At 58.8% G+C, this 25,131-nt stretch carries 25 protein-coding genes and 1 riboswitch; of the genes, 22 read left to right on the top strand and 3 right to left on the bottom strand.

The window, feature by feature from the left end; genetic code table 11:
- Positions 1–117 precede the first annotated feature (117 nt).
- A riboswitch (cyclic di-AMP (ydaO/yuaA leader) is annotated at positions 118–340 on the top strand.
- A gap of 437 nt (positions 341–777) precedes the next feature.
- The 13 genes from B7E11_RS00350 (at position 778) to B7E11_RS00290 (ending at position 11,192) form a co-directional block, all read left to right on the top strand.
- Positions 778–1,764 (top strand): resuscitation-promoting factor, encoded by a 987-nt coding sequence (locus B7E11_RS00350; protein WP_338026238.1) that lies wholly within the window; start codon positions 778–780, stop codon positions 1,762–1,764.
- 246 nt (positions 1,765–2,010) lie between these two features.
- Positions 2,011–2,568 carry a ribonuclease M5 gene (rnmV, locus tag B7E11_RS00345; RefSeq protein WP_080831665.1) on the top strand — a complete coding sequence of 186 codons (558 nt, stop codon included), beginning with the start codon at positions 2,011–2,013 and terminating at the stop codon, positions 2,566–2,568.
- A gap of 7 nt (positions 2,569–2,575) precedes the next feature.
- Complete coding sequence (gene rsmA / locus B7E11_RS00340; RefSeq protein ID WP_080831664.1) at positions 2,576–3,475, top strand: 16S rRNA (adenine(1518)-N(6)/adenine(1519)-N(6))-dimethyltransferase RsmA; 900 nt, start codon at positions 2,576–2,578, stop codon at positions 3,473–3,475.
- Positions 3,476–3,569: 94 nt separating this feature from the next.
- A complete protein-coding gene (gene yabG, locus B7E11_RS00335; RefSeq protein ID WP_080831663.1) occupies positions 3,570–4,454 on the top strand; it encodes a sporulation peptidase YabG in 885 nt (294 codons plus the stop codon).
- 69 nt (positions 4,455–4,523) lie between these two features.
- Positions 4,524–4,799 (top strand): biofilm formation stimulator Veg, encoded by a 276-nt coding sequence (gene veg / locus B7E11_RS00330; protein ID WP_080831662.1) that lies wholly within the window; start codon positions 4,524–4,526, stop codon positions 4,797–4,799.
- A 159-nt stretch (positions 4,800–4,958) separates the two neighbouring features.
- Complete coding sequence (locus B7E11_RS00325; RefSeq protein WP_080831661.1) at positions 4,959–5,138, top strand: small, acid-soluble spore protein, alpha/beta type; 180 nt, start codon at positions 4,959–4,961, stop codon at positions 5,136–5,138.
- 196 nt (positions 5,139–5,334) lie between these two features.
- On the top strand, positions 5,335–6,198 hold the full coding sequence (gene ispE, locus B7E11_RS00320; protein WP_080831660.1) for a 4-(cytidine 5'-diphospho)-2-C-methyl-D-erythritol kinase: 864 nt from the start codon (positions 5,335–5,337) through the stop codon (positions 6,196–6,198).
- Positions 6,199–6,313: 115 nt separating this feature from the next.
- Positions 6,314–7,141 (top strand): pur operon repressor, encoded by an 828-nt coding sequence (gene purR, locus B7E11_RS00315; RefSeq protein ID WP_080831659.1) that lies wholly within the window; start codon positions 6,314–6,316, stop codon positions 7,139–7,141.
- Between the two features lie 12 nt (positions 7,142–7,153).
- A complete protein-coding gene (locus tag B7E11_RS00310; RefSeq protein WP_080831658.1) occupies positions 7,154–7,552 on the top strand; it encodes a RidA family protein in 399 nt (132 codons plus the stop codon).
- A 109-nt stretch (positions 7,553–7,661) separates the two neighbouring features.
- Entirely contained in the window at positions 7,662–7,946 is a 285-nt protein-coding gene (gene spoVG, locus B7E11_RS00305) for a septation regulator SpoVG (RefSeq protein WP_080831657.1), read from the top strand.
- Between the two features lie 145 nt (positions 7,947–8,091).
- Positions 8,092–9,489, top strand: a complete 1,398-nt coding sequence (gene glmU, locus B7E11_RS00300) for a bifunctional UDP-N-acetylglucosamine diphosphorylase/glucosamine-1-phosphate N-acetyltransferase GlmU (protein ID WP_080831656.1) — start codon at positions 8,092–8,094, stop codon at positions 9,487–9,489.
- A 52-nt stretch (positions 9,490–9,541) separates the two neighbouring features.
- Complete coding sequence (locus tag B7E11_RS00295; protein ID WP_080831655.1) at positions 9,542–10,498, top strand: ribose-phosphate diphosphokinase; 957 nt, start codon at positions 9,542–9,544, stop codon at positions 10,496–10,498.
- Between the two features lie 52 nt (positions 10,499–10,550).
- A complete protein-coding gene (locus B7E11_RS00290) occupies positions 10,551–11,192 on the top strand; it encodes a 50S ribosomal protein L25 (protein ID WP_080831654.1) in 642 nt (213 codons plus the stop codon).
- A 153-nt stretch (positions 11,193–11,345) separates the two neighbouring features.
- Here the strand turns inward: B7E11_RS00290 and B7E11_RS00285 are convergent, their stop codons facing one another.
- Positions 11,346–11,546, bottom strand: coding sequence for a hypothetical protein (locus B7E11_RS00285; RefSeq protein WP_080831653.1), 201 nt, complete (start codon positions 11,544–11,546; stop codon positions 11,346–11,348).
- Between the two features lie 167 nt (positions 11,547–11,713).
- On the opposite strand from B7E11_RS00285, the gene pth reads away from it, so the two are divergent.
- From pth to B7E11_RS00265, 4 genes are all read left to right on the top strand, one after another.
- Positions 11,714–12,286 carry an aminoacyl-tRNA hydrolase gene (gene pth / locus B7E11_RS00280; RefSeq protein WP_080831652.1) on the top strand — a complete coding sequence of 191 codons (573 nt, stop codon included), beginning with the start codon at positions 11,714–11,716 and terminating at the stop codon, positions 12,284–12,286.
- 71 nt (positions 12,287–12,357) lie between these two features.
- Positions 12,358–12,588, top strand: coding sequence for an anti-sigma-F factor Fin family protein (locus tag B7E11_RS00275; protein WP_080831651.1), 231 nt, complete (start codon positions 12,358–12,360; stop codon positions 12,586–12,588).
- A gap of 260 nt (positions 12,589–12,848) precedes the next feature.
- On the top strand, positions 12,849–16,373 hold the full coding sequence (mfd, locus tag B7E11_RS00270) for a transcription-repair coupling factor (protein WP_080831650.1): 3,525 nt from the start codon (positions 12,849–12,851) through the stop codon (positions 16,371–16,373).
- A complete protein-coding gene (locus B7E11_RS00265) occupies positions 16,360–17,442 on the top strand; it encodes a peptidylprolyl isomerase (RefSeq protein WP_176220551.1) in 1,083 nt (360 codons plus the stop codon). The genes mfd and B7E11_RS00265 overlap by 14 nt, the downstream gene beginning before the upstream one ends.
- A 139-nt stretch (positions 17,443–17,581) precedes the next feature.
- Here B7E11_RS00265 and B7E11_RS00260 read toward each other — a convergent pair whose 3' ends face one another.
- Together B7E11_RS00260 and B7E11_RS00255 are read right to left on the bottom strand one after the other, a co-directional pair.
- Positions 17,582–18,661, bottom strand: a complete 1,080-nt coding sequence (locus B7E11_RS00260; RefSeq protein WP_080831648.1) for a TIGR03943 family putative permease subunit — start codon at positions 18,659–18,661, stop codon at positions 17,582–17,584.
- 20 nt (positions 18,662–18,681) lie between these two features.
- Positions 18,682–19,689 carry a permease gene (locus tag B7E11_RS00255; protein WP_245809585.1) on the bottom strand — a complete coding sequence of 336 codons (1,008 nt, stop codon included), beginning with the start codon at positions 19,687–19,689 and terminating at the stop codon, positions 18,682–18,684.
- Between the two features lie 407 nt (positions 19,690–20,096).
- On the opposite strand from B7E11_RS00255, the gene urtA reads away from it, so the two are divergent.
- From urtA to urtE, 5 genes are all read left to right on the top strand, one after another.
- Entirely contained in the window at positions 20,097–21,389 is a 1,293-nt protein-coding gene (gene urtA, locus B7E11_RS00250; protein ID WP_080831647.1) for an urea ABC transporter substrate-binding protein, read from the top strand.
- Positions 21,390–21,516: 127 nt separating this feature from the next.
- Positions 21,517–22,422: an urea ABC transporter permease subunit UrtB gene (gene urtB / locus B7E11_RS00245; protein ID WP_080831646.1), complete on the top strand. Its 906-nt coding sequence runs from the start codon at positions 21,517–21,519 to the stop codon at positions 22,420–22,422.
- A gap of 40 nt (positions 22,423–22,462) precedes the next feature.
- A complete protein-coding gene (gene urtC / locus B7E11_RS00240; protein WP_080831645.1) occupies positions 22,463–23,572 on the top strand; it encodes an urea ABC transporter permease subunit UrtC in 1,110 nt (369 codons plus the stop codon).
- A complete protein-coding gene (urtD, locus tag B7E11_RS00235; protein ID WP_080831644.1) occupies positions 23,523–24,308 on the top strand; it encodes an urea ABC transporter ATP-binding protein UrtD in 786 nt (261 codons plus the stop codon). The genes urtC and urtD overlap by 50 nt, the downstream gene beginning before the upstream one ends.
- On the top strand, positions 24,280–24,993 hold the full coding sequence (gene urtE / locus B7E11_RS00230; protein ID WP_425430046.1) for an urea ABC transporter ATP-binding subunit UrtE: 714 nt from the start codon (positions 24,280–24,282) through the stop codon (positions 24,991–24,993). Before urtD ends, urtE begins: the two co-directional genes overlap by 29 nt.
- The last annotated feature ends 138 nt before the right edge of the window (positions 24,994–25,131 follow it).

Below are 25,131 nucleotides of genomic sequence, written 5' to 3'. Positions count from 1 at the left end.
ACCTAAAAATTCAGCTTTATTTCGTTCAAAAATGGAGGATTTCGCGCTTTGACCCTTCTTTACACCTTTGGCGCCGAGAGGTTATCATCTAATCCAAGAGTTTGAATATGGCATCCCTTTTCCAGTGCGCTGAGTCTCCGAACGGAGAGCGGGGGACCCGACGCGGAGGACCGGTTCGTACGCGAACCGCGATTTCTGCGGCCGAGTAATCTTGGGGTGAATTTTGCTGGCAACCGAAGCATCCGTCCAGGCCGGACGGTCCGTCGGATTGCGGGCGGATAGGGCCGCTCTCTTGGCCCGAACCCGACAGCTAACCTCGCAAGCGTATGAGAGAGAGGTCACCTCGTGCTGCCCATTTCCCTTTCGACGTCGCAAGCGGAGCCACGAACAGATCCTCTGTCCGTCGGCTTTTTTTGTTGTCCGTTTTTTGCGGGAGGAAGAGGCGAATGTTTTCGGGCGGCGGGTTGGTGCCGTTTACTGGTGAACGACGGCCGGGTGCTTTCGTGCGAAAGCCGCTCCGTGCGAAGCCCAGCGCCGTTAACCAAAAGGATAGTCGCGTCAGACGAAGTCATGCTTAGGCAGTCGACGGCGGGGCTATGAAGGAGGAACGAGAAAATGGGAACCGTTCCTGTCGGGAACACCCATGATCCACGACCGACCGGCAAGCTTTTCGCAGCGCGATGGAAGCATGAGCATTTGCGTTTGATCCTGCTCAGCGCAATTCTCTCTTTTGCTATGACCATCTTGTTCTTATTGCTGCTACACGGCGCGTCCGCCATGAGCGTAACCGTCGTGGACGGCGGGACGACAACCGTCATCAAAACGAAATCGTCCGATGTGCGATCGCTGCTCTCGGAGCACAACATCACCGTCGGCCCGCACGATCAAATATCCCAGCCGCTCGATGCCGAGCTGCAGGAGGGCAGCACGATCGCGATCGATCGCGCCGCGAAAGTCGTCCTGCAGGCGGACGGGAAGAAGGAGATCAAATATACGACCGCAGATTCCGTTCAGGAAGTTCTGCACGCCTCGAACCTCTCGTTATCGGCGGACGACCGGGTAACGCCCGACAAGTCGGCGCCGGTTACCGAAGGCATGACCATTCAGGTGCTGAGAGTGGATAAAGAGGTCGTGGAAACGTCGCATCCGGTGACGTTCGCCATCGTGGAAAAGCAGGACCCCACGCTGCCCGAGGGCAGCAAAAAAGTGATCCAAACCGGCAAGGAAGGCACGCTCGTGACGAAAACCGAGCGCGTCTATGTCGACGGTCGCCTGGTCAGCGACCAGCTGGTATCCAAAACGATCACGCAGCCGTCCGTGCAGAAAATCGTCGCGGTCGGCACGAAGAAAAAAGAGCCCGAAGTCACGACGTTGTCCTACGACGCTTCGGCTAACGGCACGGTTCAGCTTAACGGAAAGTCGGTCAAAGTGAAGCAGGTGCTGAAGAACGTCAAGCTTACCGCCTATACGGCGGGCCCGGAATCTACGGGCAAGGACGTAGGCGACGAGGGCTACGGCATTACCGCATCCGGAACGAAGGTGTCGGAGGGCCGCACGATCGCGGTCGATCCCGACGTCATTCCGCTCGGCTGGTGGGTCTACATCGATGGCATCGGCTTCCGCCGAGCCGAAGACACCGGCAGCGCCATCAACGGCAAAAAAATCGACGTGTATTTCGACAGCGAGAGCCATGCGAAGAAGTTCGGCTCCAAAAAAGGATACACCGTATACGTCATCGGCCCTGTCAAGCCTTCCGCCGACTAAAGCGGAGGCGCAAGGGCGATTCCCGGTCGTGCCGGATCCGCCGCCGCGGTCCGGACGGCCGGACGGCGTCAATCGGGGATGCCAACCGTAGACGCCGAAGAACGAGCACATTTGACATAGATAGCGGCAATTGCAGGGAAGGGGCTTTCGGGCCTCTTCTTTTTTGCATGGGCAAGGTTATAATAACGAGTAGGACTTTGCCCGTCCTTTGGGCGAACCCGAAGAACGGAGCGGAAGGATCAAGCGATGATTCAGGAAATGATTGTGGTGGAAGGCAAGGACGACACGGCCGCCATCCGGCGGGCGGTGCAGGCCGATACGATCGAAACCGGCGGCTCGGCGATCGGCGAAGACGTGCTGCGGAGAATCGAGCTGGCGCACAAGCGGCGCGGCGTGATCGTATTTACCGATCCGGACGCTCCGGGGGAGCGGATTCGGAAAATCGTCGCCCAGCGGGTGCCGGACTGCAAGCACGCGTTTCTGACGCGCGCGGAGGCGAGAGGCAAGGACGGCATCGGCGTGGAGCATGCGTCCGACGAGGCGATCCGCCGGGCGCTTGCGCAGGCGAGAAGCGGCGAGGCGGCGCCGGAGGCCTCGGGGGAGGCCGACATCGCCTGGTCCGATCTGATGGACGCCGGACTGATCGTTCACGCCTCGGCGGCGCGGCGCCGGCAGCGGATGGGGGAGCTGCTCGGCATCGGATACGCCAACGGGAAACAATTTTACAAGCGCTGCGTCATGTTCCGCATCTCGCGGGAAGAGTTCTTGAACGCGTTAACGCAGCTGGAGCGGGAAGGACTGTAGGCGGAAGATGAACAACAACGGATCGCGCGGGGGAGCCGACATCGCAACCCCGAACCGGACGAAAGACATTATTCGCAGGCACGGCTTTACGTTCAAGAAAAGCCTGGGGCAAAACTTTTTGACCGACAAAAACATTCTCGATAAAATCGTCGCGGCGGCCAACCTCGGCCCGGAAGCCGGAGCGCTGGAAATCGGGCCCGGCATCGGCGCGCTGACGGAGCGCCTCGCGCAGGAGGCGGGGCAGGTGGCGGCCGTGGAGATCGACGACCGGCTCATTCCGATTCTCCGCGAGGTGCTGTCGGTCTACGACAACGTCACCGTGCTGCACGCCGACGTGCTCAAGGCCGATCTGCGCTCGTTATGGCAGGAGCGCTTCGCCGGCTGCGAGCGCGTCAGCGTCGTCGCGAACCTGCCGTATTACGTTACGACGCCGATCATCATGAAGCTGCTGGAGGACCGGCTGCCGATCGAAGCGATCGTCGTGATGGTGCAGAAGGAGGTCGCGGAGCGCATGGCCGCCTCGCCGGGCGGCAAGGATTACGGATCGCTCAGCATCGCCGTGCAGTACTACTGCGAGCCGGAGTATGTCTGCACCGTGCCGCCGGGATCCTTCATCCCGGCGCCGAACGTCGACTCGGCCGTCATCCGGCTGAAGCGCCGCGGCGAGCCCGCCGTGGAGGTGCGGGACGAGGCGCGGTTTTTCCGCATCGTCCATGCCGCGTTCGCCCAGCGCCGCAAAACGCTGCACAACAACCTGGCGGCGTTCGCCGGCAAGGAGCGCAAGGGCGAGCTCGCGGACGTTCTGACGGCGTCCGGCATCGATCCCGGACGCAGGGGCGAAACGCTGTCGCTCGCGGAGTTCGCCCGTCTCGAGGGCGCCCTGGCCGCTGCGGGCATCGTGAAGTGAAGTAAACGGGACGCCGAACCGACGACGCATCGGTATTTGCCCTGCACCATGTGGCATTCGCCTCCATAGGATAGACGAAAGAGGTGATTTGCCCATGAAGCAGGGGGATTTGGTCGTCCGCAAATCGTACGGCGGTGACATCCTTTTCCGAATTGCGGCGCTATCCGGCCGCTTGGCGATTTTGCGCGGCACGGATTATCGTTTGCTTGCGGATTCGCAGGTGGAGGATTTGCACTCGGTGCGGAACCCGGACGAGCTGGGCGGAACCCGGCAGGTACGCATCCGGGCAAACGAGTCGCTTCGGCGGATGAAGGAAGAAAGGGCGCAGCTGCGGCCGCATGGCGGGCAGGCCCAGCAGCTCGGCTACGCGCCGCGCCGCGACCCTTACTTCGAGCTGCCCGGAAAGGTGCTCCATCTCGACGGGGATCAGAACTACCTGAAGAAAAGCATGGCCGTGTACGAGCAGCTCGGCATTCCCGCGAATGGCGCTCATTGCCACGAGTCGCAAATGCCGCAAGTGCTCATGCAGCTTCTTCCCCGGGTAAAGCCGGATATCGTCGTCGTCACCGGCCATGACGGGGTCCTCAAGCAGAAAAACGATACGCAGAGCCTCAGCAGCTACAAAAACTCCTTCAATTTCGTCCGGTCGGTGCAGGTGGCCAGAGAATACGAAAAGCATCGGGACTCCCTGGTCGTCATCGCGGGGGCGTGCCAGTCCCATTTCGAGGCCATCCTTACGGCGGGGGCCAATTTCGCGAGCTCGCCGGGCCGCATCATGATTCACGCGCTGGATCCCGTGTACGTAGCCGTACGGGCGGCGTTCACTCCTTTTCGCGACACGATCAACATCGCCGACGTCATCGCCCACACAATCAGCGGCATTCAGGGCGTCGGAGGCGTCGAAACGATGGGGAAATATCGGATTGGGCTGCCAAATCCAAAAAACATCGTTGACAAAAAAACGGAAACGCTGATATAATATTTTTTTCGATTTGACAAACCACCTCCCTTTAGTTATAATTTACAGGGAAAGAGGTGGTAGTGGATCATGGCTAAAAACACGCTTATGGAGATCAAGCGGAGTTTGGAACCCCATGTCGGCTCCAAAATCATGCTCCGCGCCAATGGTGGACGCCGCAAAACCGTCGAACGAACCGGCGTGTTGGAAGAGATCTACCCGTCCGTTTTTATTGTCAAGCTGGACCAGGAACAGAACGCTTTCAAGCGGGTTTCGTACAGCTACGCCGATATTTTGACCGAATCCGTGGAAGTGATGGTTTGCAACGATGACGGCCAAGTTCGAATCAACTTCATGTCGCATTGACACGGTTTTACACACACGGGCAACCGGGCGCCAAGCGCACAGGTTGTCCGTTTTGCGTGTTCGAAAGCCCGAGGGGGATATCGATTCGCCGCAACGGGGCATCCTAAGTCCGGGCGCACAGGTTTGTCGCCACTTGCTTCTGAAAAAGGAGGCGTTCCGATGGGCCGCAGAAGGAGCACGATGTCCGAGCAGTTCAAGGCCGAGCTGGCCAAGGACCTCGGCTTTTACGGCACGGTCGAGCGTGAGGGCTGGGGCGGCATTCGCGCCAAGGATGCCGGGAATATGGTCAAGCGCGCGATTCAGATCGCCGAACAGGCCGCAGCCAAAAAACCGCAATGAAGCGGGAGGCAGGGCAAGGACGCCGACGGGAAGGCGCTGCCGCCGCCCTGCCTCGGCCTTTTCTTTGCAATCGCTCTCAAGGCCGCTGCCGCGCCTTTTTTAACCTAAATCGCAATTCCGCCGGGGGTTTGTTATAATATGTAAAGCTTTCGACCGCTTTAACGAACCGGTTTTACTTAGCCGACAGGTGATGAACATGACAAATAAAGTGTACGAAAAGGCCCCGGCCAAAATCAATTTGCTCCTCGACGTGCTGCGGAAGCGGGAAGACGGCTACCACGAAGTCGAGATGATCATGACGATGGTGGATTTGGCCGACCGTCTGGAACTGTCCGAGCTGCCGCGCGACCAGATCGTGCTTACGAGCCAAGCCGGATTCATTCCGCTCGACGAGAAAAATTTGGCGTTCCAGGCCGCCAGGCTGATCAAGGAACGCTGCGGCGTAAGACGCGGCGTGTACATACACCTGGACAAGCATATTCCCGTAGCGGCCGGCCTGGCCGGCGGCAGCAGCGATGCGGCAGCGGCGCTGCGGGGCCTGAACCGGCTGTGGGAGCTGGGCCTGTCGGCCGGCGAGCTCGAACAGCTCGGCGCCGAGCTGGGCTCGGACGTTCCCTTTTGCATCCGGGGCGGCACGGCGATCGCCCGGGGGCGCGGCGAGAAGCTGGAGACGATTCCGAACCCGCCTCAGTGCTGGGTCGTGCTGGCCAAGCCCCCGATCAACGTCTCGACCGCCGACGTTTACGGGAAGCTGCGGGCGAACGAGCTGAAGACGCATCCGTCGATTCCGGACATGCTGGACGCCATTTCGCGGCAGTCGTTCGCGGACGTGTGCGCCCGCCTCGGCAACGTGCTGGAAACGGTCACGCTGGATCGGTACCCGGAAGTGCGGCAGATCAAGAACGTCATGGAAAAGCTCGGCGCGGACGGCGTGCTGATGTCGGGGAGCGGCCCGACGGTGTTCGGGCTCGTTTCCAAAGAATCGAAGGTGGCGCGGCTGTACAACGGGTTGCGAGGCTTTTGCAAGGAAGTGTACGTCGTGCGCATGCTGACGGGTTGAATTGACGTTTTATGTAAACAAAATTGTCATCCCTTTTCGATCCTCCTTGCCCAAAACCGGATAAAAATGATATGATGTCGATAAAATATTCGGGTTTGGACCGGGAGTGAGACTTTTGAAAAAGTTGAAGCGCAGCGCGCGCCTCGTGGAAATGACTCAGTACCTGCTGGCCCGTCCCCATACGTTAATATCGCTAACAGCGTTCGCCGATCGCTACCAGTCGGCCAAGTCTTCCATCAGCGAAGATTTGGCGATTATAAAAGAGGTCTTCGAAGAAGAAGGGATTGGAGATTTGCATACGCTGGCGGGAGCGGCAGGGGGCGTGCGCTACGTGCCGAAAAGCGGAAAAGAGCAAGCGCTTCAAAAAATAACGGCCGTCTGCAGGCAGCTGGAGCAGCCGGACCGGCTTTTGCCCGGCGGTTATCTGTATATGACCGACCTGCTCGGACAACCGGCTTTGCTGCAGGAGATCGGGCGCATGTTCGCGACGGCGTTCGCCGACCGGGATGCGGACGTGATCATGACCGTCGAAACGAAAGGAATCCCGCTTGCCTTCGCGGCGAGCGTCTACCTGAACATTCCGGTCGTCATCGTCCGCCGGGATCACAAAGTAACCGAAGGCTCCGTCGTCAGCATCAATTACGTATCCGGTTCCAACAAGCGCATCCAGACGATGTCGCTCACCCGGAGAGCGCTCAAGGAGCAGTCCCGCGTGCTGATCATCGACGACTTCATGAAAGCCGGCGGCACGATCCAGGGGATGGTCGATCTGCTCCACGAATTCCGGGCGACGGTTGCCGGCGTAGGGGTGTTCGTCGAATCCGGCGAAATCGACAACGAGGAACGGCTGCTGCACGATTACGTATCGCTTGCGAGCTTGCGCGAAGTCGATTTGAAGACGCGCCAAATCGTCGTTCGGCCGGGCAATTTTTTTCAAAGCTAAGGAGGAACTTTCATGTCTCTCAAAATCGTATCCACAACCGAGGCCCCAGCCGCGATCGGGCCGTACGCCCAAGCGGTGAAGCTGGGCAATTTGCTGTTTACGTCCGGCCAAATTCCGCTCACGCCCGCGGGCGAGCTCGTGGAAGGCGGAATCGTCGAGCAGACGCACCAGGTGCTGCGCAATCTCCAGGCCGTGCTGGCCGCCGAAGGCGCCAGCCTCTCGAACGTCGTCAAAACGACCGTGTTTTTGAAAGATATGAATACGTTCGCCGCTTTTAACGAAGTGTATGCGAGCTATTTCGGCAGCCATACTCCGGCGCGTTCGACGGTGGAAGTGGCCCGACTGCCGAAGGATGTTTTTGTCGAAATCGAATGCATAGCGGAGATTTTTGTCGAAAATGGAATAATTTAAAAAAATTTTTTAATTTTTCATCTCATTTGGCTAACATTCAGCAGGAATTTGCGCAATAATGTGGAATATTACACCAAGTCTTCCGATGGGGCAAAGGTGGTGAACACAAGTGCAAATTACAGATGTGAGACTGCGTCGTGTCAATTCCGAAGGACGTATGAAAGCCATTGCTTCAATTACGATAGACAATGAGTTTGTCGTTCATGACATCCGCGTGATCGACGGAAACAATGGCATGTTCGTAGCCATGCCGAGCAAACGGACGCCGGACGGAGAGTTCCGGGACATCGCTCACCCTATTTCCTCGGGTACCCGCGAGAAAATCCAATCCGCTGTCCTGGCGGAATATGAGCGTGCGGCCCAAGAAGAAGAAGTCCTGGTCGAAGGTGCGTAATTGCGGCTTGCGAAAGCCCCCTCGAAAAAAAGGAAATTATTTTTTATGAGAGAGCCTTAATCGGGCTCTCTTTTCATTTGCCTCGGAATAAGCTATGATTCTTTAGGGATTGTTGTTGTGCGAGCGGAAGGAGGAAGACCTTTTCATGGCAAGAATGGCGATCGTTTTGGCCGCCGGACAAGGCAAACGAATGAAATCGAAATTATATAAAGTTTTGCATCCCGTGTGCGGAAAACCGATGGTTCGGCATGTGCTGGATGCGGTAGGGCAGGCGAATTGCGAACGCGCCGTCGTCGTCGTCGGGCACGGCGCCGAGACGGTGCGGGCCCGGCTCGGCGACTCGGTCGAGTACGCCCTGCAGGCCGAGCAGCTCGGCACGGGGCACGCCGTCATGCAGACCCGTTCGCTGTTGGCCGATGCCGACGGCGTAACGGTCGTCGTCTGCGGCGACACCCCGCTCGTGACGGCCGCGACGATCGAGGCGCTCATTTCGCTTCACGAACGCGAAGGCGCGGCGGCGACGGTCATGACGGCGGAAATGGCCGACCCGACCGGGTACGGCCGCATCGTACGCGGACCGGACGGCGGCGTCCTGCGCATTGTCGAGCAGAAGGACTGTTCCCCCGAGGAAGCGCAAATCCGCGAAATCAATACCGGCACGTATTGCTTCGACAACCGGAAATTGTTCGCGGCGCTGGAGCGGGTCACGAACGAAAACGCGCAGGGCGAATATTATTTGACCGACGTATTCGGGATCCTCAAGCAGCAGGGCGACCGCATCGCCGCTTATATGACGGACGATCCGGCCGAAGCGATCGGGGTGAACGACCGCGTCGCTCTCGGCGAAGCCGAGCGGCTGATGCGCCAAAGAATTACGCTGAAGCATCAGCTTAACGGAGTCACGATTATCGATCCGGCGAGCACGTATATCGAATCCGACGTGACGATCGGGCCGGATACGGTGCTGTACCCGGGCACGATGCTGCGCGGATCGACGGCGATCGGCTCCGATTGCGCGATCGGTCCTCATGCGGACCTGACCGACACCCGCGTCGGCGACGGTTCGGCGATCCGCCAGTCGGTTGCCGACCAAGCGCTGCTCGGGAACGAATGTTCGGTCGGGCCGTTCGCTTACTTGCGTCCGGGAACCCGTCTCCATGACGAGGTCAAAATCGGCGATTTCGTCGAAGTGAAAAACAGCGTCGTCGGCCAAGGCAGCAAAATTCCCCATCTCAGCTATGTGGGCGACGCCGAAGTCGGCGCGGGCGTCAACATCGGCTGCGGCGCGATAACCGCCAATTACGATGGATACAATAAATCGAAGACCGTCATCGGCGACAACGCCTTTATCGGCACCAACGCAAACCTGATCGCCCCTGTAAAGGTAGGCGAAGGCGCGTACGTCGTCGCCGGATCGACGATTACCCACGACGTGGGAGCAGGCGATGTCGCGATCGCGCGGGAGCGCCAGGTCAACAAAGCCGGGTATGCCGAGAAGCTCCGCAGCAAAGCCCGTTCGAAAAAAGAGCGGGAGTCCAAATAACCCAATACGCAATGCGCATTTGACTACATCGGAAAGCGGGTGGCTTGGCTTCATGTCTTATCCGGACGCCACTTTAAAACTGTTTGCTTGCAGCTCCAACACCAAACTGTCCGAAGCGGTGGCACGGCATATCGGCGTACCGCTCGGAGACGCGGACATGCGCCGGTTCAGCGACGGCGAAATCCACATCCGGCTGAACGAGAGCGTTCGCGGCAGCGACGTCTACGTCGTGCAATCGACCTCGCAGCCGGTTAACGAGCACTTGATGGAATTGCTCGTCATGGTCGACGCGCTCAAGCGCGCCTCCGCCAAAACGATCAACGTCGTCATTCCTTACTACGGGTATGCCCGCCAGGACCGCAAAGCCAAGTCGCGCGATCCGATCACGGCGAAGCTCGTCGCCAATTTGATCGAAACGGCCGGAGCGCACCGCGTTATCGCCATGGATTTGCACGCGATGCAAATCCAGGGCTTTTTCGACATTCCGGTCGACCATCTGCTCGGCGTCCCGATTCTGGGCGACTACTTCAAGTCGAAGGGACTGCTCGCTCCCGTCGTCGTTTCCCCGGACCACGGCGGCGTCGTGCGGGCGCGGCGTTTGGCCGACGAGCTGCAATCTCCGCTGGCGATCATCGACAAGCGCCGTCCGGAGCCGAACGTCGTGGAAGTGATGAACATTATCGGCGACGTCGCGGGGCGGACCGCGATTTTGATCGACGATATCATCGATACGGCCGGAACGATCTGCCTCGCGTCGGAAGCGCTGAAAAAAGCGGGAGCCAGGGAAATTTACGCCTGCTGCACGCACCCGGTATTGTCCGGACAGGCGCTGGCGCGTCTCGAGGATGCGCCGATTACCGAGGTCGTCGTGACCGACACGATTCCGCTGCGGTCTCCGTCCGCCTCGACCAAGGTTCGGGTGCTGTCGGTCGCGCCGCTGATCGGCGAAGCGATTATCCGCATTCACGAGCAGCAATCGATCAGCAAACTGTTCGAACCGCATGTTTAATGATCGGCCGTAATGGGTACGAATAGGGTATACTCGCAGGAGGGATGCCCGTATGAGTACGACATTACATGCCGAACCGCGCGCCGGGAAAACGAAAGGCGAGCTTCGCCAGCTTCGGCGCGGCGGAAAAATTCCGGCCGTCATTTACGGCAAGCAGATGGAGGCCGCGGCAATCGCGCTGGAGGCGAGGGAGCTGGCCTCGTTTTTGCGGAGCGAAGCGCACAGCATCGTGGAGCTGGACGTGGCGGGACTCGGCAGCCGCTCCGCGCTGTTGAACGAAATTCAGCGGGACGCCTTGAACGGGGAAGTGCTTCATGTCGATTTTCATCAAATCAATCTGAACGAGAAGATTCAAACGCCCGTTCGGCTTGATTTTACCGGCGAAAGTCCCGGCGAAAAGGAAGGCGGCATGCTGCAAATCGTCATGCACGAGCTCGAGGTGTCGTGCGTAGCCAAAGATTTGCCCGACCGGCTGACGGTGGACGTAAGCTCGCTCCAGCTTGGCGATCACTTGACCGTAGGCCAGATTCCTCTGCCGGCCGGCGTGACGGCGGCGTCGGAAGCGGATATCGTCGTCGTCTCCGTCCTCGCCCCGCAGAAAAACCTTTCCGAAGACGAGGTCGAGGCGATGGACGACGCAGCCGAGGAGAACGCGCAGCACAGCAAAGCCGCGAATACGGTGGACGTCGATTGAACGGCGCAAGCGAATCGAATCAGGCAACCGAAAGAGCGCGGACGGCTCACAGCTCCGCGCTCTTTTTTCGCGATCGGGATAAAAGCGCCGCGCCCGCCCGTCTGCTGCGAAGACGGCGGGCGCAGTGCCGAACCTTCTTCCGCCGTCCGTTCTTCAATAGCCGGGACGGGAAACGAAAGTGAATTGTTTGCGGCTGTAAAAAATGTTGTTGATCTTCACGAAGTCTCTGCCATAATATTCGATAAGTCCGATGTCGCTGTGCAGCCGCCCGCGATAAACTTGAATCGGAACTTCCGCGGACATGTGATCGTAGAAATGATTATCGTCGAAGATCATCTGGCCGTTCATGTACATGAATTCGCCTTCTTTCTCCAATGGTTTTATCAAGCTGTTGCATTTAGCGGTTATCTGATTTTGCTGTCATTATTTAGGACACGCAAGCGGCGGATTTCGTTGCATTCCCCCGCAAAAAGGCGTACGGCGCCGAAACGGACTCTATGAAGCTGGAGGGGCACCCGAAAATGAAGTGGATTGTCGGACTCGGAAATCCCGGTTCGGAATACGAAGCGACCCGGCACAATGCCGGATTCATGGTCATCGACGAGCTGGCGAGACGCTGGCAGACGAACGTCGGCCAGAGCAAGTGCAAGGCGTTGATCGGCGAAGCTCGCGTCGGAGGAACGAAGGTCGCGCTCCTGAAGCCCATGACCTACATGAACTTGTCCGGAGAGTCGGTCCGCGCTTTTATGGACTATTACAAAGCCAGGCTGGAAGACGCCATCATCGTTTACGACGATCTCGATACGGAGACGGGGCGGATCCGGCTTCGCTATCAGGGAAGCGCCGGCGGCCACAACGGCATTAAATCCATCATTCAGCATACGGGCACGCAGACGTTCAACCGCGTCCGCATGGGCATTTCGCGCCCTCAGCCGGGATTTCGGATCGTGGACTACGTGCTGTCGCCGTTTGCGAAAGCGGAGCAGCCGGACGTGCGGAAAATGGTCGAGGAAGCTTCCGACGCCATCGAGTATTCGCTCACTCACCCGTTCGAAGAGACGATGGCGAAATTCAATGCCCGCCAGAACGCTTAATTTTGGCGAATCGGGGACATACTGAAGAGGAACGCGGGAAGCCGCATACCAACTCTTTAGGAGGCATACATATGGCAGTAAACTATGTTTGCCGACATTGCCGCATGCCGCTCGGAAGCTTCGAGAACGGGCTTGTCCCCGAGTACAAGCTGGGCCTGCAATTCTTGACCCCCGATGAACGAAAGCGTATAATATCGTATAATTCCAATGGGGACGTTACGGTAAAAGTCATCTGCGATTACTGCAGCGAGACGTTGGATCAGCATCCGGAACTTTCTCTGCTGTCCAATCCCCTTCAATGAGCCTATGAATGCGTTGCGGCGTCGAAACGGAGGCCTTGGCATGAGCCGGGGCTTCTTTTTAACGATACGGAACGTTTTTCTCGCTTGGATCTCCTGGAACGAGTGCGCCCGGGTGCGTGGAGGGCGCAGTCGTTTTGCTTGCGTTACAATCCTTCGCGGATAGCGAATATCATGAATAAGGCGCTGTTGCGAGCGAAGCCGACCGTCTGCACGCTGTCTTTTGCAGCGGAAACGCTTTACGTCAGAAAGGGGAACCCGTCATGAAGGCGCTGTTGAATACGTTTGCGACCGATCCCGATTTGATTTCGGTGCTTTCCGGCGTGCGAAGCGGCATGCGGGAGCAGCTGGTGGCCGGCATGTCCGGATCGGCGCGGCAAGTGATGATCGCGACGATGTACCGGGAGCTTAAGCGGCCGATGCTCGTCGTGACGCACAATATGTTCTCCGCCCAGAAAATAGCGGAAGACTTGCAGGAATGTTTGCCGCAAGGAGAAGTGCTGCTTTATCCCGCCAACGAGCTGATCGCGGCGGAGACGGCCATTTCGAGTCCGGAAATGTCGGCGCGGCGAATGGATGCGCTGCTTCAACTCGCGGAAGGATTCCGCGGGGTCGTTGTCGTGCCTTTTTCGGGGGTTCGGCGGTTTCAGCCCGATCGCCGCACGATGGCGCAGGCTTCCGTCAAGCTTGCGGTCGGCGAATCGCTGCCGATGGAGACGTTTTTGAAGCAAATGATCGGTTTGGGCTACGAACGCGTCGACCGCGTCGAGCAGAAGGGGCATATGAGCGTTCGCGGCGGCATCGTCGACTTTTTCCCGTTAACCTCGCCGGTCGCCCTTCGCGTGGAATGGTTCGACGACGAAATCGATTCGATCCGCACGTTCGACCCGACCGATCAACGGTCGATCGACAAGCTGGACGAAACCCGCGTCAGGCCCTGCCGGGAAATGATCGCGGACGAGCGCCGGTTCGCGAACGCGGCCCAGCATGCCTTCGAACTGCTCGAGAAGCAGCTGGAACGGATGACCGATCGCCAGGCCAAGGATCGGCTGCGTTCGGAAATTGCCCGGGAAATCGATTTGCTTCGGCAAAACGTTTATTTTTCCGAAATCTACAAATATATCTCTTTGCTTTACCCGGAACGCCAGACGCTGCTTGACTATATTCCCGAAGATACGCTGCTGCTGATGGACGAACCGAACCGGTTGAATGAAACGGCCCGCCAACTGGAACGAGACGAATCGGAATGGTCGACGCATCTGCTGCAGCAGGGCAAATCGCTGCCCGGCTTCGTGCTGGCTGTGGAAGCGGAACGGGCGCTGTACCCGAAATCGTATCAAGTCGTGTACTTGTCCTTGTTCGTCCGGCAAATTCCTCACACCCAGCCGCAAAATATCGTCAATTTCGTCTGCCGGTCGATGCAAAATTTCCACGGACAAATGAACGTGCTCAAGGCGGAAATGGAACGCTGGCATAAGAGCGGCTCCCAAATCGTCATGCTGGCCGGCAACGGCGAGCGGGCAGACCGGATGAAGCGGGTGCTGGAGGATTACCATATCGAGCAGCCGGAAATCGCCCTCGGCAACCTGCAAAGCGGCTTCGAGCTCCCGTCGGTCAAGCTCGTCGTCATTACCGAAGGCGAGATGTTCACCCAGAAGCAGCGGAAAGCCCGCCGTGTCGACCGCCGCATGGACAACGCCGAACGCATCAAGAGCTACACGGAGCTCAAGGTCGGCGATTACGTCGTGCATCAAAATCACGGCATCGGCAAATATTTGGGCATCGGCACGCTGGAAATCAACGGCATTCACAAAGATTATTTGCACATCGTCTACGCCGGCGGGGATCGTTTGTCCGTGCCGGTCGAGCAGTTCGACCTCATTCAGAAATACGTAGGCTCCGAAGAGAGGGAGCCGAAGGTAAGCAAGCTCGGGGGAGCCGAGTGGACCCGGGCGAAATCGAAGGTCCGCTCGTCCGTCCAGGATATCGCCGACGATCTGATCAAGCTGTATGCCGAACGGCAGGCGACGACGGGCTACGGCTTCGGCGAGGATACGCCGTACCAGCAGGAATTCGAGGCGATGTTCCCGTACGAGGAAACGCCGGACCAACTGCGGGCGATCGAAGAGATCAAAAAGGATATGCAAAAGCCGCGGCCGATGGACCGGCTGCTTTGCGGCGACGTGGGCTACGGCAAGACGGAGGTGGCGGTGCGCGCCGCGTTCAAGTCGGCGATCGAAGGCAAGCAGGTGGCCGTGCTCGTGCCGACGACCATTCTCGCGCAGCAGCATTACGAGACGTTCCGCGAGCGGTTCGCGGGATATCCGTTTCAAATTCGCGTCTTGAGCCGGTTCCGTTCCCGCAAGGAGCAGAACGAGACGATCAAGGCGCTGAAGGCGGGCACGGTCGACGTCGTCATCGGGACGCACCGGCTGCTGTCGCAGGACATCGTGTTCAAGGATTTGGGGCTCCTGATCGTGGACGAGGAGCAGCGCTTCGGCGTCTCCCACAAGGAGAAGCTCAAGCGGCTGAAGACGAACGTGGACGTGCTGACGCTGACGGCGACGCCGATTCCGCGGACGCTGCATATGTCCATGCTCGGCGTGCGCGATCTGTCGGTCATCGAGACGCCGCCGGAAAACCGGTTTCCCGTGCAAACGTACGTGGTCGAGTACAGCCCGACGCTTGTGCGCGAAGCGATCGAGCGCGAGATGGCGCGGGACGGACAGGTTTACTTCTTGTACAACCGCGTGCAGGGCATCTACCAGATGGCGGAGCAAATTTCGGCGCTCGTTCCGGACGCCCGCATTGCCGTCGCCCACGGGCAAATGTCCGAGCAGGAGCTGGAGCGGACGATTCTCGATTTTCTCGACGGCGATTACGACGTTCTCGTCAGCACCAGCATCATCGAAACGGGGGTCGACATCCCGAACGTCAATACGCTTATCGTGCACGACGCCGACAAGATGGGCTTGTCCCAGCTGTACCAGCTGCGCGGGCGCGTGGGCCGTTCCAACCGGATCGCTTACGCCTATTTCACGTACCAGCGCGACAAGGTGCTGACGGAGGTGGCCGAGAAGCGGCTGCAATCGATCAAGGAGTTTACCGAGCTCGGTTCCGGGTTCAAAATCGCCATGCGCGACTTGTCCATCCGGGGCGCAGGCAATTTGCTGGGCGCGGAGCAGCACGGCTTCATCGCTTCGGTCGGCTTCGATCTGTATTCGCAAATGCTGGCCGAGGAAATTCAGGCGCGCAAGGCGAAGCAGTTCGGAGAGGAAGAAGCGCCGCCGCCGCAAGTCAACACCCAGCTGGACTTGGCCGTCGACGCCTACTTGCCGCCCGAATATATTTACGACAGCATCCAGAAAATCGAAATCTATAAAAAAGTGGCGGCCGCCGCTACGCTTGACGACGTGGGCGAGCTGTTCGACGAATTGGTCGACCGGTTCGGGGAGCCTCCGAAGTCCGTGCTCAACCTGCTTGCCGTCGCCCGTCTCAAAGTGTACGGCCGGCATTACGGCATCGAGTCGATCGTCAAGCGGGGGGACGAGGTGTGGATCAAGTTCGAGGAGCGCCATCGCCAGGTGATGGACGAACCGAAATTGAAGCAGCTCGAAAAGCGCTTCCAGGGCAAAATGCAGATCGCTTCGCTGCAGCCGCAGCCGCTGTTGAAAATGATGGTAAAGCGGCTTGACGACGATGCGATGTTGGCTTTTGTCGAGGATTTTCTGGTACAATACAAGGAAGCGACAAAAATTAAGGGGGAATTGCAGGATGTTGCGCCATAGAAGCAGCCTGGCCGGCCGGATTGCGGCTTTAACGCTGGCTGCGGTGCTGTTTGCGGGCCTGTTGGCCGCATGCGGCAAAAACGAGGACGACGCCAAAGTCGTCGCCGAATACGAGGGCGGTCAAATTGCGAACGGAGAGTTCGAAGCTTACAAAACCTTTTTGAAAATTTTCTATTACGCTTCCTTCCCCACGATCGTGGACGAGCCGACGTACCAGGAAGAAATTTTGAAGCAGCTTATCGGCATCCGCATTTTGAGCGACCGCGCGACCGACGACGTCAAGAAACAGTCGGAAACGGACGCCAAGGAGCAGTTCGACCAGATCAAGTCCGAGCTGGACGCCAACGAAGACGTGAAGAAGACGATGGAGGACGGCGGCCTGACCGAGGACAAGCTCCTTCAGTTCATGACCGAACAGGTGACGATGCTCAACCAGGGCGTGGCCGACGTTTCGGACGAAACGGCGCAAACGTATTACGACGAAAACAAAGACAGCTATAATTACGCCAGCGTGCGTCATATTTTGATCGGGCTTACCGACAAGAACAATAACACCCGCACCGACGAGGAGGCGCTGAAGCTCGCCAACGAAATCAAAGGCAAGCTGGAAGCGGGCGGCGACTGGACCGAGCTGGCCGCCGAATATTCCGATGACGGCGGTTCTGCGTCCAACGGCGGCCTTTACGAAAAGTACGATCCGAACCAATGGGTCGAAGAGTTCAAAAACGCCGCGCTGACGCTCGAGATCAACGAGATCAGCGATCCGGTCAAGACGTCGTACGGCTACCATGTCATGAAAGTCGAGGACCGCGGCACGAAGACGTTCGACGAAGTGAAGGCGGAAATCAAGCAGACGCTCGCCTCCGAAGAGGTCAGCAAGTTCATGACGGACGAGCTCCCGGGCTTGATTACGAGCACGGATTTGCCGGAGCCCCCGGCATCGGAGTCTCCTTCGGCTTCTCCGTCCGCCTCGGCATCTTCGACTCCGGGCGCATCGGCGCCCGCGACGGAATCCCCTGCGGCTTCCCCGGACGCAAGCGCGTCTCCGTCGGCCTCCGCGGCCGAATAATCGGCAGACGGCCCCCTATTAAATTAAAACCTCCGGTTCCGCTTGTTAATGGCGGACTCGGAGGTTTAATTTTTGGACGGAGCATCCGGGTCGCTGCCCGTGCCGTTAGCGCGCTTGCGCCCCGCAAGGTCGCGAGTCGTCAATCCAGCCCGAATTCCAGATCCGCGTAAATATACGGCTCCTTGATCGGCTCGATTTCCTCCGCATTCGTCAAATCGAGCTTCATGATCGTCATGCCGTTGTATTCCGTCGTCCCGATCGTGCCGGTCACCCGCAGCCAGCTGTCGTTTCCGAACCGGGACGCGTCTTCGGCTTCCACCATGACGCCGTAGGGCAGCGCGTCCGCGGTGCAGCATTGGACCGCAAAGCGCCCGATGACGAACTGATGATCGGCCATCGTTTCATCCCGGTAGACGAAGCCGTTGATCGCCATTTCCTTGCCGATGAAATTGTTCAAATACAAGTCGACCGTCGTCAAAATTTCCATGTAGCTTTTTTCGGTGACGGTGATGACGGGATCTCCGTATATTTGTTTGCCGTACTTCGCGTAAGCCGCGCTGAAGTTGTCGTAAGGGAACAGCGCGTCCAGCGGATCGGAGGAGGCCGAAACGCCGGCTTCGCCGCCGGAATGGTCTTCCGGGGCCGGGCTTTCCGAAGAAACGGGCGAACGGTCCCCCGTCGCGTTCCCCGTTCCCGGCGCATTCCCCGTGCCGTTCTCCTCCCCGGCGCCGGGCGCGTTCGCCGAATCCGGCGGGGCGGAGGCCGCAGAGGTCGGCTCCGCTTCGGGCAAGCTCCCCTGCGAGAAAGGCTGGAGCTGCTCCTTCATGTCGGCGGACGAGCTCAGGTTCATGCCCTTTTTGGCGGCCATCGCGCTGCCCATCGTCGTATCGGGCGTCAGGAAGCCGATGGCCAGGGGAACGGCAAAGCAGGCGTACAGCAGCACGCTCTTTAGAAGAGAGCGCGGCATCTCATGGTCGTGTCCGCAATCGCAAGCGGGCCGCGCGCCGTTCAGGAGCCGGACCGCCTGAAACAACTGGCCGGCCGCCAAAGCGTAAACGCCGAAAGCGGCCAGTTTGATGTAGATCGTCATCCGCGGCGCGACGTAGAGCGTCAGCGTATCCAGGCTATTCAGCCTGACGATGTAAAAGGCGATGCCGGCCAAAATAACGGCCCGCACGAGATGGTGGGCGATTTGCGCCCGGTCGGGGCGTGCATGCATGCGGTTGGCAGCTCCTTTCTTCAGACGAGTCCGACCCAATCGGCCAGGACGGTCACGACGAGCACGGTCGCAAAAATCAGAAACGACAGGCGAACGACGAATTTCTTGCGGAATACGGCGAGCATCATGATCGTGTTTTTCAAGTCGAGCATCGGGCCGAACACGAGGAACGACAACAGCGCTCCCGTCGGGAACGTTCCCGTAAAGGACGCCGCAATGAAAGCGTCCGATGTGGAACAGAGCGATATCAAGTAGGCGAAGGCCATCATGAACAAATGGCCGCCTCCGTCCCAGCTGAGGGAAAGGAGGGTGTCGCGGCTGACGAACGTTTGGATCGCGGCGGTAAGAAAAGCGCCGAGCAGCAAGTATTTCCCCATTTCGAAAAATTCGTCCGACGCGTGGGAAAACGCGTGGGCGAGCCGGTTATTGCCGTCGTGCCGGTGTTCGCGGCCGCGTGCGGCGGGAGCGGCCGGCGCCGAGCGCAGCGGCTGCTCCTTGACGGAGCGGTGCAAAATCAGGCCGATCGCCGCGACGGCGATAAAGGCGAGAAGCGTCCGGTACAGAGCGACCTCCGGTTGAGTCCGAAAGGCCATGAAGGTTGAAATATAGGTCACCGGATTGATGATCGGCGCTGCCAGAATATAGGTAATGCCGAGATAAACGGGCATCCCTTTTTGAATGAGGCGGCGGACGACCGGAATCATGCCGCATTCGCATAAGGGCAGCACGATGCCGAGCAGGGAGGCGATGCCGATGCCGAGCCAATGGTTTTTCGGCAGAAGCTTGCGCACCGTTTCCTCCGAAACGAACGTTTGCAAAAAGGAAGAAGTGACGACGCCCAGCAAAATAAACGGCAAAGCCTCCAAGAAGATGCTGATGAAGACGGTTTTCAGGCTTTCCAATTGGCCGGTTTCGATTTGCGGCAGCCTAAGCCCGAAGGAGGTTTCCCCGCCGAAAAAAATGAGATAGAGCATATACAGGCAGCCCAGCGTGAGCAAATTGACTCCCCATTTAAAAAAGGCAGGCACCCGAACCCTCCTCGTTGATTGTAACGATTACAGTTTATTTTACCTTATGTTGGTCGAGAGATAAATAGCCGAACGAGTTTGCCGAACGACCTCCCGAATGCGAACAGCGGCGGCCCAAATCCGGAAAAATCCGAACAGGAAATATAAATTGACGTACAATCCTTGCTTCGGAGGGGATTTAGGGCACATTTTTCGTTCATTAAGCATATTCATGGAAGTAAATCTAACACTAATCCAAAGAATAATTAATAATTATGTAAATTCATGTCGAAATTCCACTACTTTTGTTAGATATATTGACGCCAATCTTTTCCTCCCCTATAATTGGATCACGAACGGAAGACGCAATAAACCGTCTGAACGTTCGGAAAAAGAGATAGAAACCAGATGATCAGGGGAGTGGGGACATGAAAAGGAGAAAATGGTTGAACGGTCTGGCAACGCTTGCGGCGGCCTGCCTCGTTTTGGCGGCTTGCGGCGGGAACAGCGGCAATAACGGAGCGTCGCCGTCGGCGTCCGAATCTTCGCCGTCGGCTCCGTCATCGTCGGGATCGGCGTCGCCGTCGGCAAGCGGCGGAGACACCGTCAAAGTCGGAATCCTGCATTCGCTGAGCGGCACGATGGCGATCAGCGAAGTGTCGGTACGGGACTCCGAGCTGCTGGCGATCGAAGAAATCAACGCGAAGGGCGGGGTGCTCGGCAAACAGATCGAACCGATCGTCGAGGACGGCGCATCCGATTGGCCGACCTTTGCGGAAAAGGCCCGAAAGCTGATTTCGGAAGACAAGGTGGCGACCGTTTTCGGCGGCTGGACGTCGGCAAGCCGGAAAGCGATGCTGCCGGTTTTCGAGGAATTGAACGGACTGCTCTGGTACCCGGTGCAATACGAAGGCATGGAATCGTCCCCCAACATTTTCTATACGGGCGCGACGACCAACCAGCAAATCGTCCCCGCGGTCGATTACCTGCTGGAGAACGGCAAAAAGAAATTTTACCTGCTCGGCTCCGACTACGTTTTCCCCCAAACGGCCAACAAAATCATCAAAGAACAGCTGAAAGCCAAGGGCGGAGAACTGGTCGGCGAAGAATACACCCAGCTCGGCCATACCGATTACTCCACGATTATCGCCAAAATCCAGGCCGCCCAGCCGGACGTCGTCTTCAACACCCTTAACGGGGACAGCAACGTCGCCTTCTTCAAGCAGCTGAAGGATGCGGGCATCACGTCCGCGGATCTGACGACGCTGTCGGTCAGCATCGCCGAAGAAGAAGCGCGGGGCATCGGACCCGAATATCTCGAAGGGCATCTGGTCGCCTGGAACTACTATCAAACGACCGACACGCCGGAAAACAAAACGTTCGTCGAAAGCTACAAAGCCAAGTACGGAGCCGACCGCGTGACGGCGGACCCGATCGAAGCCGGTTACGTTGCCGTATACTTGTGGGCCGCGGCCGTCGAGAAGGCGGGCTCGTTCGAAGTCGACAAAGTGAAGGAAGCCGCCGCCGGCATCGAATTCGCCGCTCCGGAAGGCAAGGTTACGATCGACGGCGAGAATCAGCATATTTACAAGACGGTCCGGATCGGCGAGCTGCAAGCCGACGGGCAGATCAAGGAGCTCTGGAATTCCGGGGAGCCGGTCAAGCCGGATCCTTACCTGAAAACGTACGATTGGGCCGCCGGCCTGAGCTCGGGTTCGTAATCGAAAAAAACGGGAAGGGAAGCGTTCGGCGCTGCCGAGCCTTCCCTTGCTTTTCAACGACGATTTTTGCGCGGCTTTTCCTTTCCCGCCTCCGGAGGCGGAAAGGCCAGAAAGGAGATATCGGGCCATGGCGTTATGGTGGACGCAATTGTTCAACGGCCTTAGCGTAAGTTCCATCCTCCTGCTGATCGCGCTTGGCCTGGCCATCACGTTCGGGCTGATGCGGGTCATCAATATGGCGCACGGAGAGTTTATTATGATCGGCGCCTACTCCGCTTACATGGTGCAGCAATGGTTTCAAGCTTCGCTGCCCGAGAGCATGTTCGACACTTATTTTCCGCTGGCCATTCTGTTCAGCTTTGCCGTCGCGTTCGCGATCGGCTACTTGCTGGAAACGTCGCTGATCCGGTTTTTGTACGGGAGACCGCTGGACAGCTTGCTGGCGACATGGGGCGTCGGCCTCGTGCTGCAGCAGGCGGCGCGTTCGATCTTCGGCGCTCCGAACGTCGGCGTGACGAGCCCGTCCTGGCTCGACGGGGGCTTGAAGATCATGACGGGCGTCGTCCTTCCTTATAAAAGGCTGTTCATTATCGCGCTTGTCGCGCTCGTGCTGCTTGCGATGTATGTTTATATTTATCGCAGCGCGCCCGGAAGGCGGATGCGCGCCGTCATGCAAAACCGCGAGATGGCGGCTTGCCTCGGCATTTCCACCCGGCGCGTCGATTCCGTCACGTTCGCCATCGGTTCGGGCATCGCCGGCATCGCCGGCTGCGCGCTCACGCTGATCGGCCCGATCGGCCCGACGATCGGCACGAATTACATCGTCGACGCGTTCATGGTCGTCGTGCTCGGCGGCGTCGGAAAGCTCGTGGGAACGGTCGCCGGAGCGCTCGGGATCGGCACGCTGAACACGCTGTTCGAATGGTGGACGAATGCGTCGCTCGGCAAGGTGCTCGTCTTCCTGTGCATCGTCGCCTTCCTTCAATGGAAGCCGATGGGACTCGTTGCGGTCCGCAGCCGGTCGCTGGATTAACCGGCGCCGTTAAACTTCGCGTATAGGTGGTGAGCGACGGATGTTCGCTTCTGTACCTTTGACCCGCCAAAAGCTGTGGCTGCTGGCCGGTTATGCGGCGGCCATTGCGATTTTGCTGGCGGCTCCGCTTTTTTTGAACGACTTCAGACTTAACATTTTGGCGAAATGCCTGGCGTTCGCGATTGCGGCGCTCGGACTCGATTTGCTGTGGGGCTATACCGGCGTGCTCAGTCTCGGGCACGGAGTGTTTTTCGGTCTCGGCGGCTATGCGATGGCGATGCATTTAAAGCTTACGGCGAGCGGGGACCGGCTGCCGGATTTTATGGATTGGACCGGGATGACCGCGCTGCCCTGGTTCTGGGAGCCGTTCAAGAGCTTCGCCTTCGCCGCCTTGATGGGCATTCTCATACCGGCGGCCCTTGCGCTTTTCCTCGGCTTCTTTACGTTTCGGAACCGGATTCGCGGCGTTTATTTTACGATTTTGACGCAGGCGCTCGTCATCATTACGGTGACCCTGTTCGTCGGACAGCAGAAATATACCGGCGGCACGAACGGATTGACCGGCTATACGACGCTGTTCGGACAGCCGCTTTCCTCCGGCGCCATGAAGACGGGCATGTATATCGCGACGGTCGTCGCGCTCGTTCTCTCATTCCTGCTTTGCCGCTACCTGGTCAAAAGCCGGTTCGGCAAAGTGCTGCGCGCGATTCGGGACGGCGAAAACCGCGTCCGGTTTCTCGGCTTCGACCCGTCGCTGTACCAGATGGCCGCCTTCGCCGTTTCCGCCGCCCTCGCGGGGCTGGCGGGCATGTTTTTCGTGCTTCATGTCGGCATCATTTCCCCTTCGGCCATGGCGATCGTTCCCTCGATCGAAATGGTGCTGTGGGTAGCGGTCGGCGGCCGCGGGACGCTGGTCGGCGCCGTCGTCGGAGCGATCGCGCTCAATCAGGCCAAAAGCGGCTTGAGCGAATCGTTCCCCGACGTATGGACGATTTTCCTCGGCGCGTTGTTTGTCGTCGTGACGGTGTTCCTGCCCGGCGGGCTGATCGGCCTGATCCGGAAGCTGGGAGAGCGATTCGATAAAAGGAGGAATGAACGGCATGAGCCTGTCCTCGATTCTGTCGTGCCAGAAAGTAAGCGTACAGTTTGACGGCTTCAAAGCGGTTCAAGGAATGGATCTGACCCTTGTGCCCGGGGAGCTGAGGTTTCTGATCGGTCCGAACGGCGCGGGCAAGACGACGATGCTCGACGTCATCTGCGGCAAGGTGAAGCCTAGCGGGGGCAAGGTTACGTTCCATGCGAAAGCGGGCAGCGTGGATATCGCGAAGCGCCGGGAGCATGAAATCGCCGAGCTGGGCATCGGGCGAAAATTTCAAACGCCGTCGATTTTTGCCGGCTTGACCGTCGACGAGAACCTCGAAATCGCGATGTCGCAAAACCGGGGCATTTTCGCGACGCTCCGGGCGAAGATGACCAAAACGGACCGGGCGCGGATCGACGCCCAGCTCGAGCTGATCGGCCTCGCCGACAAACGGAACCAGCGGGCCGGCGGGCTGTCGCACGGAGAGAAGCAGTGGCTGGAGATCGGCATGATGCTGATGCAAGAGCCGGAAATTTTGCTGCTGGACGAACCGGTCGCGGGGATGACCGACAAAGAGACGGACAAAACCGGCGAGCTGCTGCAGCAAATCGTGCGCGAGCGGACCGTCGTCGTCGTTGAGCACGACATGGAATTTGTCCGCAATTTCGCGAGCTCCGTCACGGTCATGCACGAAGGAAAGCTGCTGAAGGAAGGCTCGATGGACGAAGTGCAGCGGGACGACCGGGTCATGGAAGTGTACCTTGGCAAAAGGCGGGATGCCGATGTTGTCGGTTCAACGGCTTGAATCCGGGTACGGCGAGAGCGTCATTTTGCGGGAAGTGTCGCTGGCGGTGGAGCCCGGGCAGGTCGTCTGCCTGATGGGGCGCAACGGCGTCGGCAAGACGACCCTGATCAAGAGCATCATGGGCGTCATCAAAAGCCGCAAAGGCTCGATCTCGTTCCACGGAGACGACCTGACGCGAAAAACGCCGGGCGAGCGGGCGCGCAAAGGGATCGGCTACGTGCCGCAAGGCCGGGAAATTTTCCCGCAGCTGTCCATTTACGAAAATTTGCGGATCGGGCTGGAGGCGAGCCGGGACAAGGCGCGGCGGCGGGCGAAGGAAATTCCCGAGGAGGCGCTTTCGAAGTTTCCCGTTCTGAAGACGATGTACAACCGCAGAGGCGGGGATTTGAGCGGCGGGCAGCAGCAGCAGCTGGCGTTCGCCCGGGCACTGGCTTCGGAGCCGGAGCTTCTGCTGCTGGACGAACCGACGGAAGGCATTCAGCCGTCGATCGTCGAGGATATCCGCGATGTCATTCGCGATATACGCAACGACGGCAAGACGGCGATTTTGCTCGTCGAACAGAGTCTGGAATTCGTCCGCAGCGTCGGTGATCGTTTCTATATTATGGAAAAGGGCTCGATCGTCTGGGAAGGCGGCCGCGACCAGCTGGACGATCCGGCGGTGATGCGGTATTTGACGGTTTGAGCGCCGACCGGCAGGCGGCAGCGGGCGAGTGAGGGAGGCTGCGGGCGGCAGGCGAATGCGGACGAGTGCGGGCAGCTGCGGCGCGTCCCCGCGAGTCCGATCTGGCCGTGGCCGCGCGCAGTTGGGTAAAAATGACTC

Source organism: Cohnella massiliensis (assembly GCF_900169535.1).
Taxonomy (GTDB): Bacteria; Bacillota; Bacilli; order Paenibacillales; family Paenibacillaceae; genus Cohnella; species Cohnella algarum.
The sequence above is the reverse complement of the archived record's forward strand: the minus strand, read 5'-3'. Positions and strand labels throughout refer to the sequence as shown.

What these genes read in the sequence shown, in the direction of transcription:
- ispE (WP_080831660.1), top strand. Translation starts at nt 5,335, where the DNA reads ATGACAAATAAAGTGTACGAAAAGGCCCCGGCCAAAATCAATTTGCTC.
- mfd (WP_080831650.1), top strand. Translation starts at nt 12,849, where the DNA reads ATGAAGGCGCTGTTGAATACGTTTGCGACCGATCCCGATTTGATTTCG.
- rnmV (WP_080831665.1), top strand. Translation starts at nt 2,011, where the DNA reads ATGATTCAGGAAATGATTGTGGTGGAAGGCAAGGACGACACGGCCGCC.
- urtB (WP_080831646.1), top strand. Translation starts at nt 21,517, where the DNA reads ATGGCGTTATGGTGGACGCAATTGTTCAACGGCCTTAGCGTAAGTTCC.
- B7E11_RS00265 (WP_176220551.1), top strand. Translation starts at nt 16,360, where the DNA reads ATGTTGCGCCATAGAAGCAGCCTGGCCGGCCGGATTGCGGCTTTAACG.
- yabG (WP_080831663.1), top strand. Translation starts at nt 3,570, where the DNA reads ATGAAGCAGGGGGATTTGGTCGTCCGCAAATCGTACGGCGGTGACATC.
- B7E11_RS00260 (WP_080831648.1), bottom strand. Translation starts at nt 18,661, where the DNA reads ATGCATGCACGCCCCGACCGGGCGCAAATCGCCCACCATCTCGTGCGG.
- urtD (WP_080831644.1), top strand. Translation starts at nt 23,523, where the DNA reads ATGAGCCTGTCCTCGATTCTGTCGTGCCAGAAAGTAAGCGTACAGTTT.
- urtA (WP_080831647.1), top strand. Translation starts at nt 20,097, where the DNA reads ATGAAAAGGAGAAAATGGTTGAACGGTCTGGCAACGCTTGCGGCGGCC.
- B7E11_RS00295 (WP_080831655.1), top strand. Translation starts at nt 9,542, where the DNA reads ATGTCTTATCCGGACGCCACTTTAAAACTGTTTGCTTGCAGCTCCAAC.
- B7E11_RS00325 (WP_080831661.1), top strand. Translation starts at nt 4,959, where the DNA reads ATGGGCCGCAGAAGGAGCACGATGTCCGAGCAGTTCAAGGCCGAGCTG.
- B7E11_RS00285 (WP_080831653.1), bottom strand. Translation starts at nt 11,546, where the DNA reads ATGTACATGAACGGCCAGATGATCTTCGACGATAATCATTTCTACGAT.
- urtE (WP_425430046.1), top strand. Translation starts at nt 24,280, where the DNA reads ATGCCGATGTTGTCGGTTCAACGGCTTGAATCCGGGTACGGCGAGAGC.
- B7E11_RS00350 (WP_338026238.1), top strand. Translation starts at nt 778, where the DNA reads ATGAGCGTAACCGTCGTGGACGGCGGGACGACAACCGTCATCAAAACG.
- glmU (WP_080831656.1), top strand. Translation starts at nt 8,092, where the DNA reads ATGGCAAGAATGGCGATCGTTTTGGCCGCCGGACAAGGCAAACGAATG.
- B7E11_RS00290 (WP_080831654.1), top strand. Translation starts at nt 10,551, where the DNA reads ATGAGTACGACATTACATGCCGAACCGCGCGCCGGGAAAACGAAAGGC.
- B7E11_RS00275 (WP_080831651.1), top strand. Translation starts at nt 12,358, where the DNA reads ATGGCAGTAAACTATGTTTGCCGACATTGCCGCATGCCGCTCGGAAGC.
- urtC (WP_080831645.1), top strand. Translation starts at nt 22,463, where the DNA reads ATGTTCGCTTCTGTACCTTTGACCCGCCAAAAGCTGTGGCTGCTGGCC.
- B7E11_RS00310 (WP_080831658.1), top strand. Translation starts at nt 7,154, where the DNA reads ATGTCTCTCAAAATCGTATCCACAACCGAGGCCCCAGCCGCGATCGGG.
- pth (WP_080831652.1), top strand. Translation starts at nt 11,714, where the DNA reads ATGAAGTGGATTGTCGGACTCGGAAATCCCGGTTCGGAATACGAAGCG.
- rsmA (WP_080831664.1), top strand. Translation starts at nt 2,576, where the DNA reads ATGAACAACAACGGATCGCGCGGGGGAGCCGACATCGCAACCCCGAAC.
- veg (WP_080831662.1), top strand. Translation starts at nt 4,524, where the DNA reads ATGGCTAAAAACACGCTTATGGAGATCAAGCGGAGTTTGGAACCCCAT.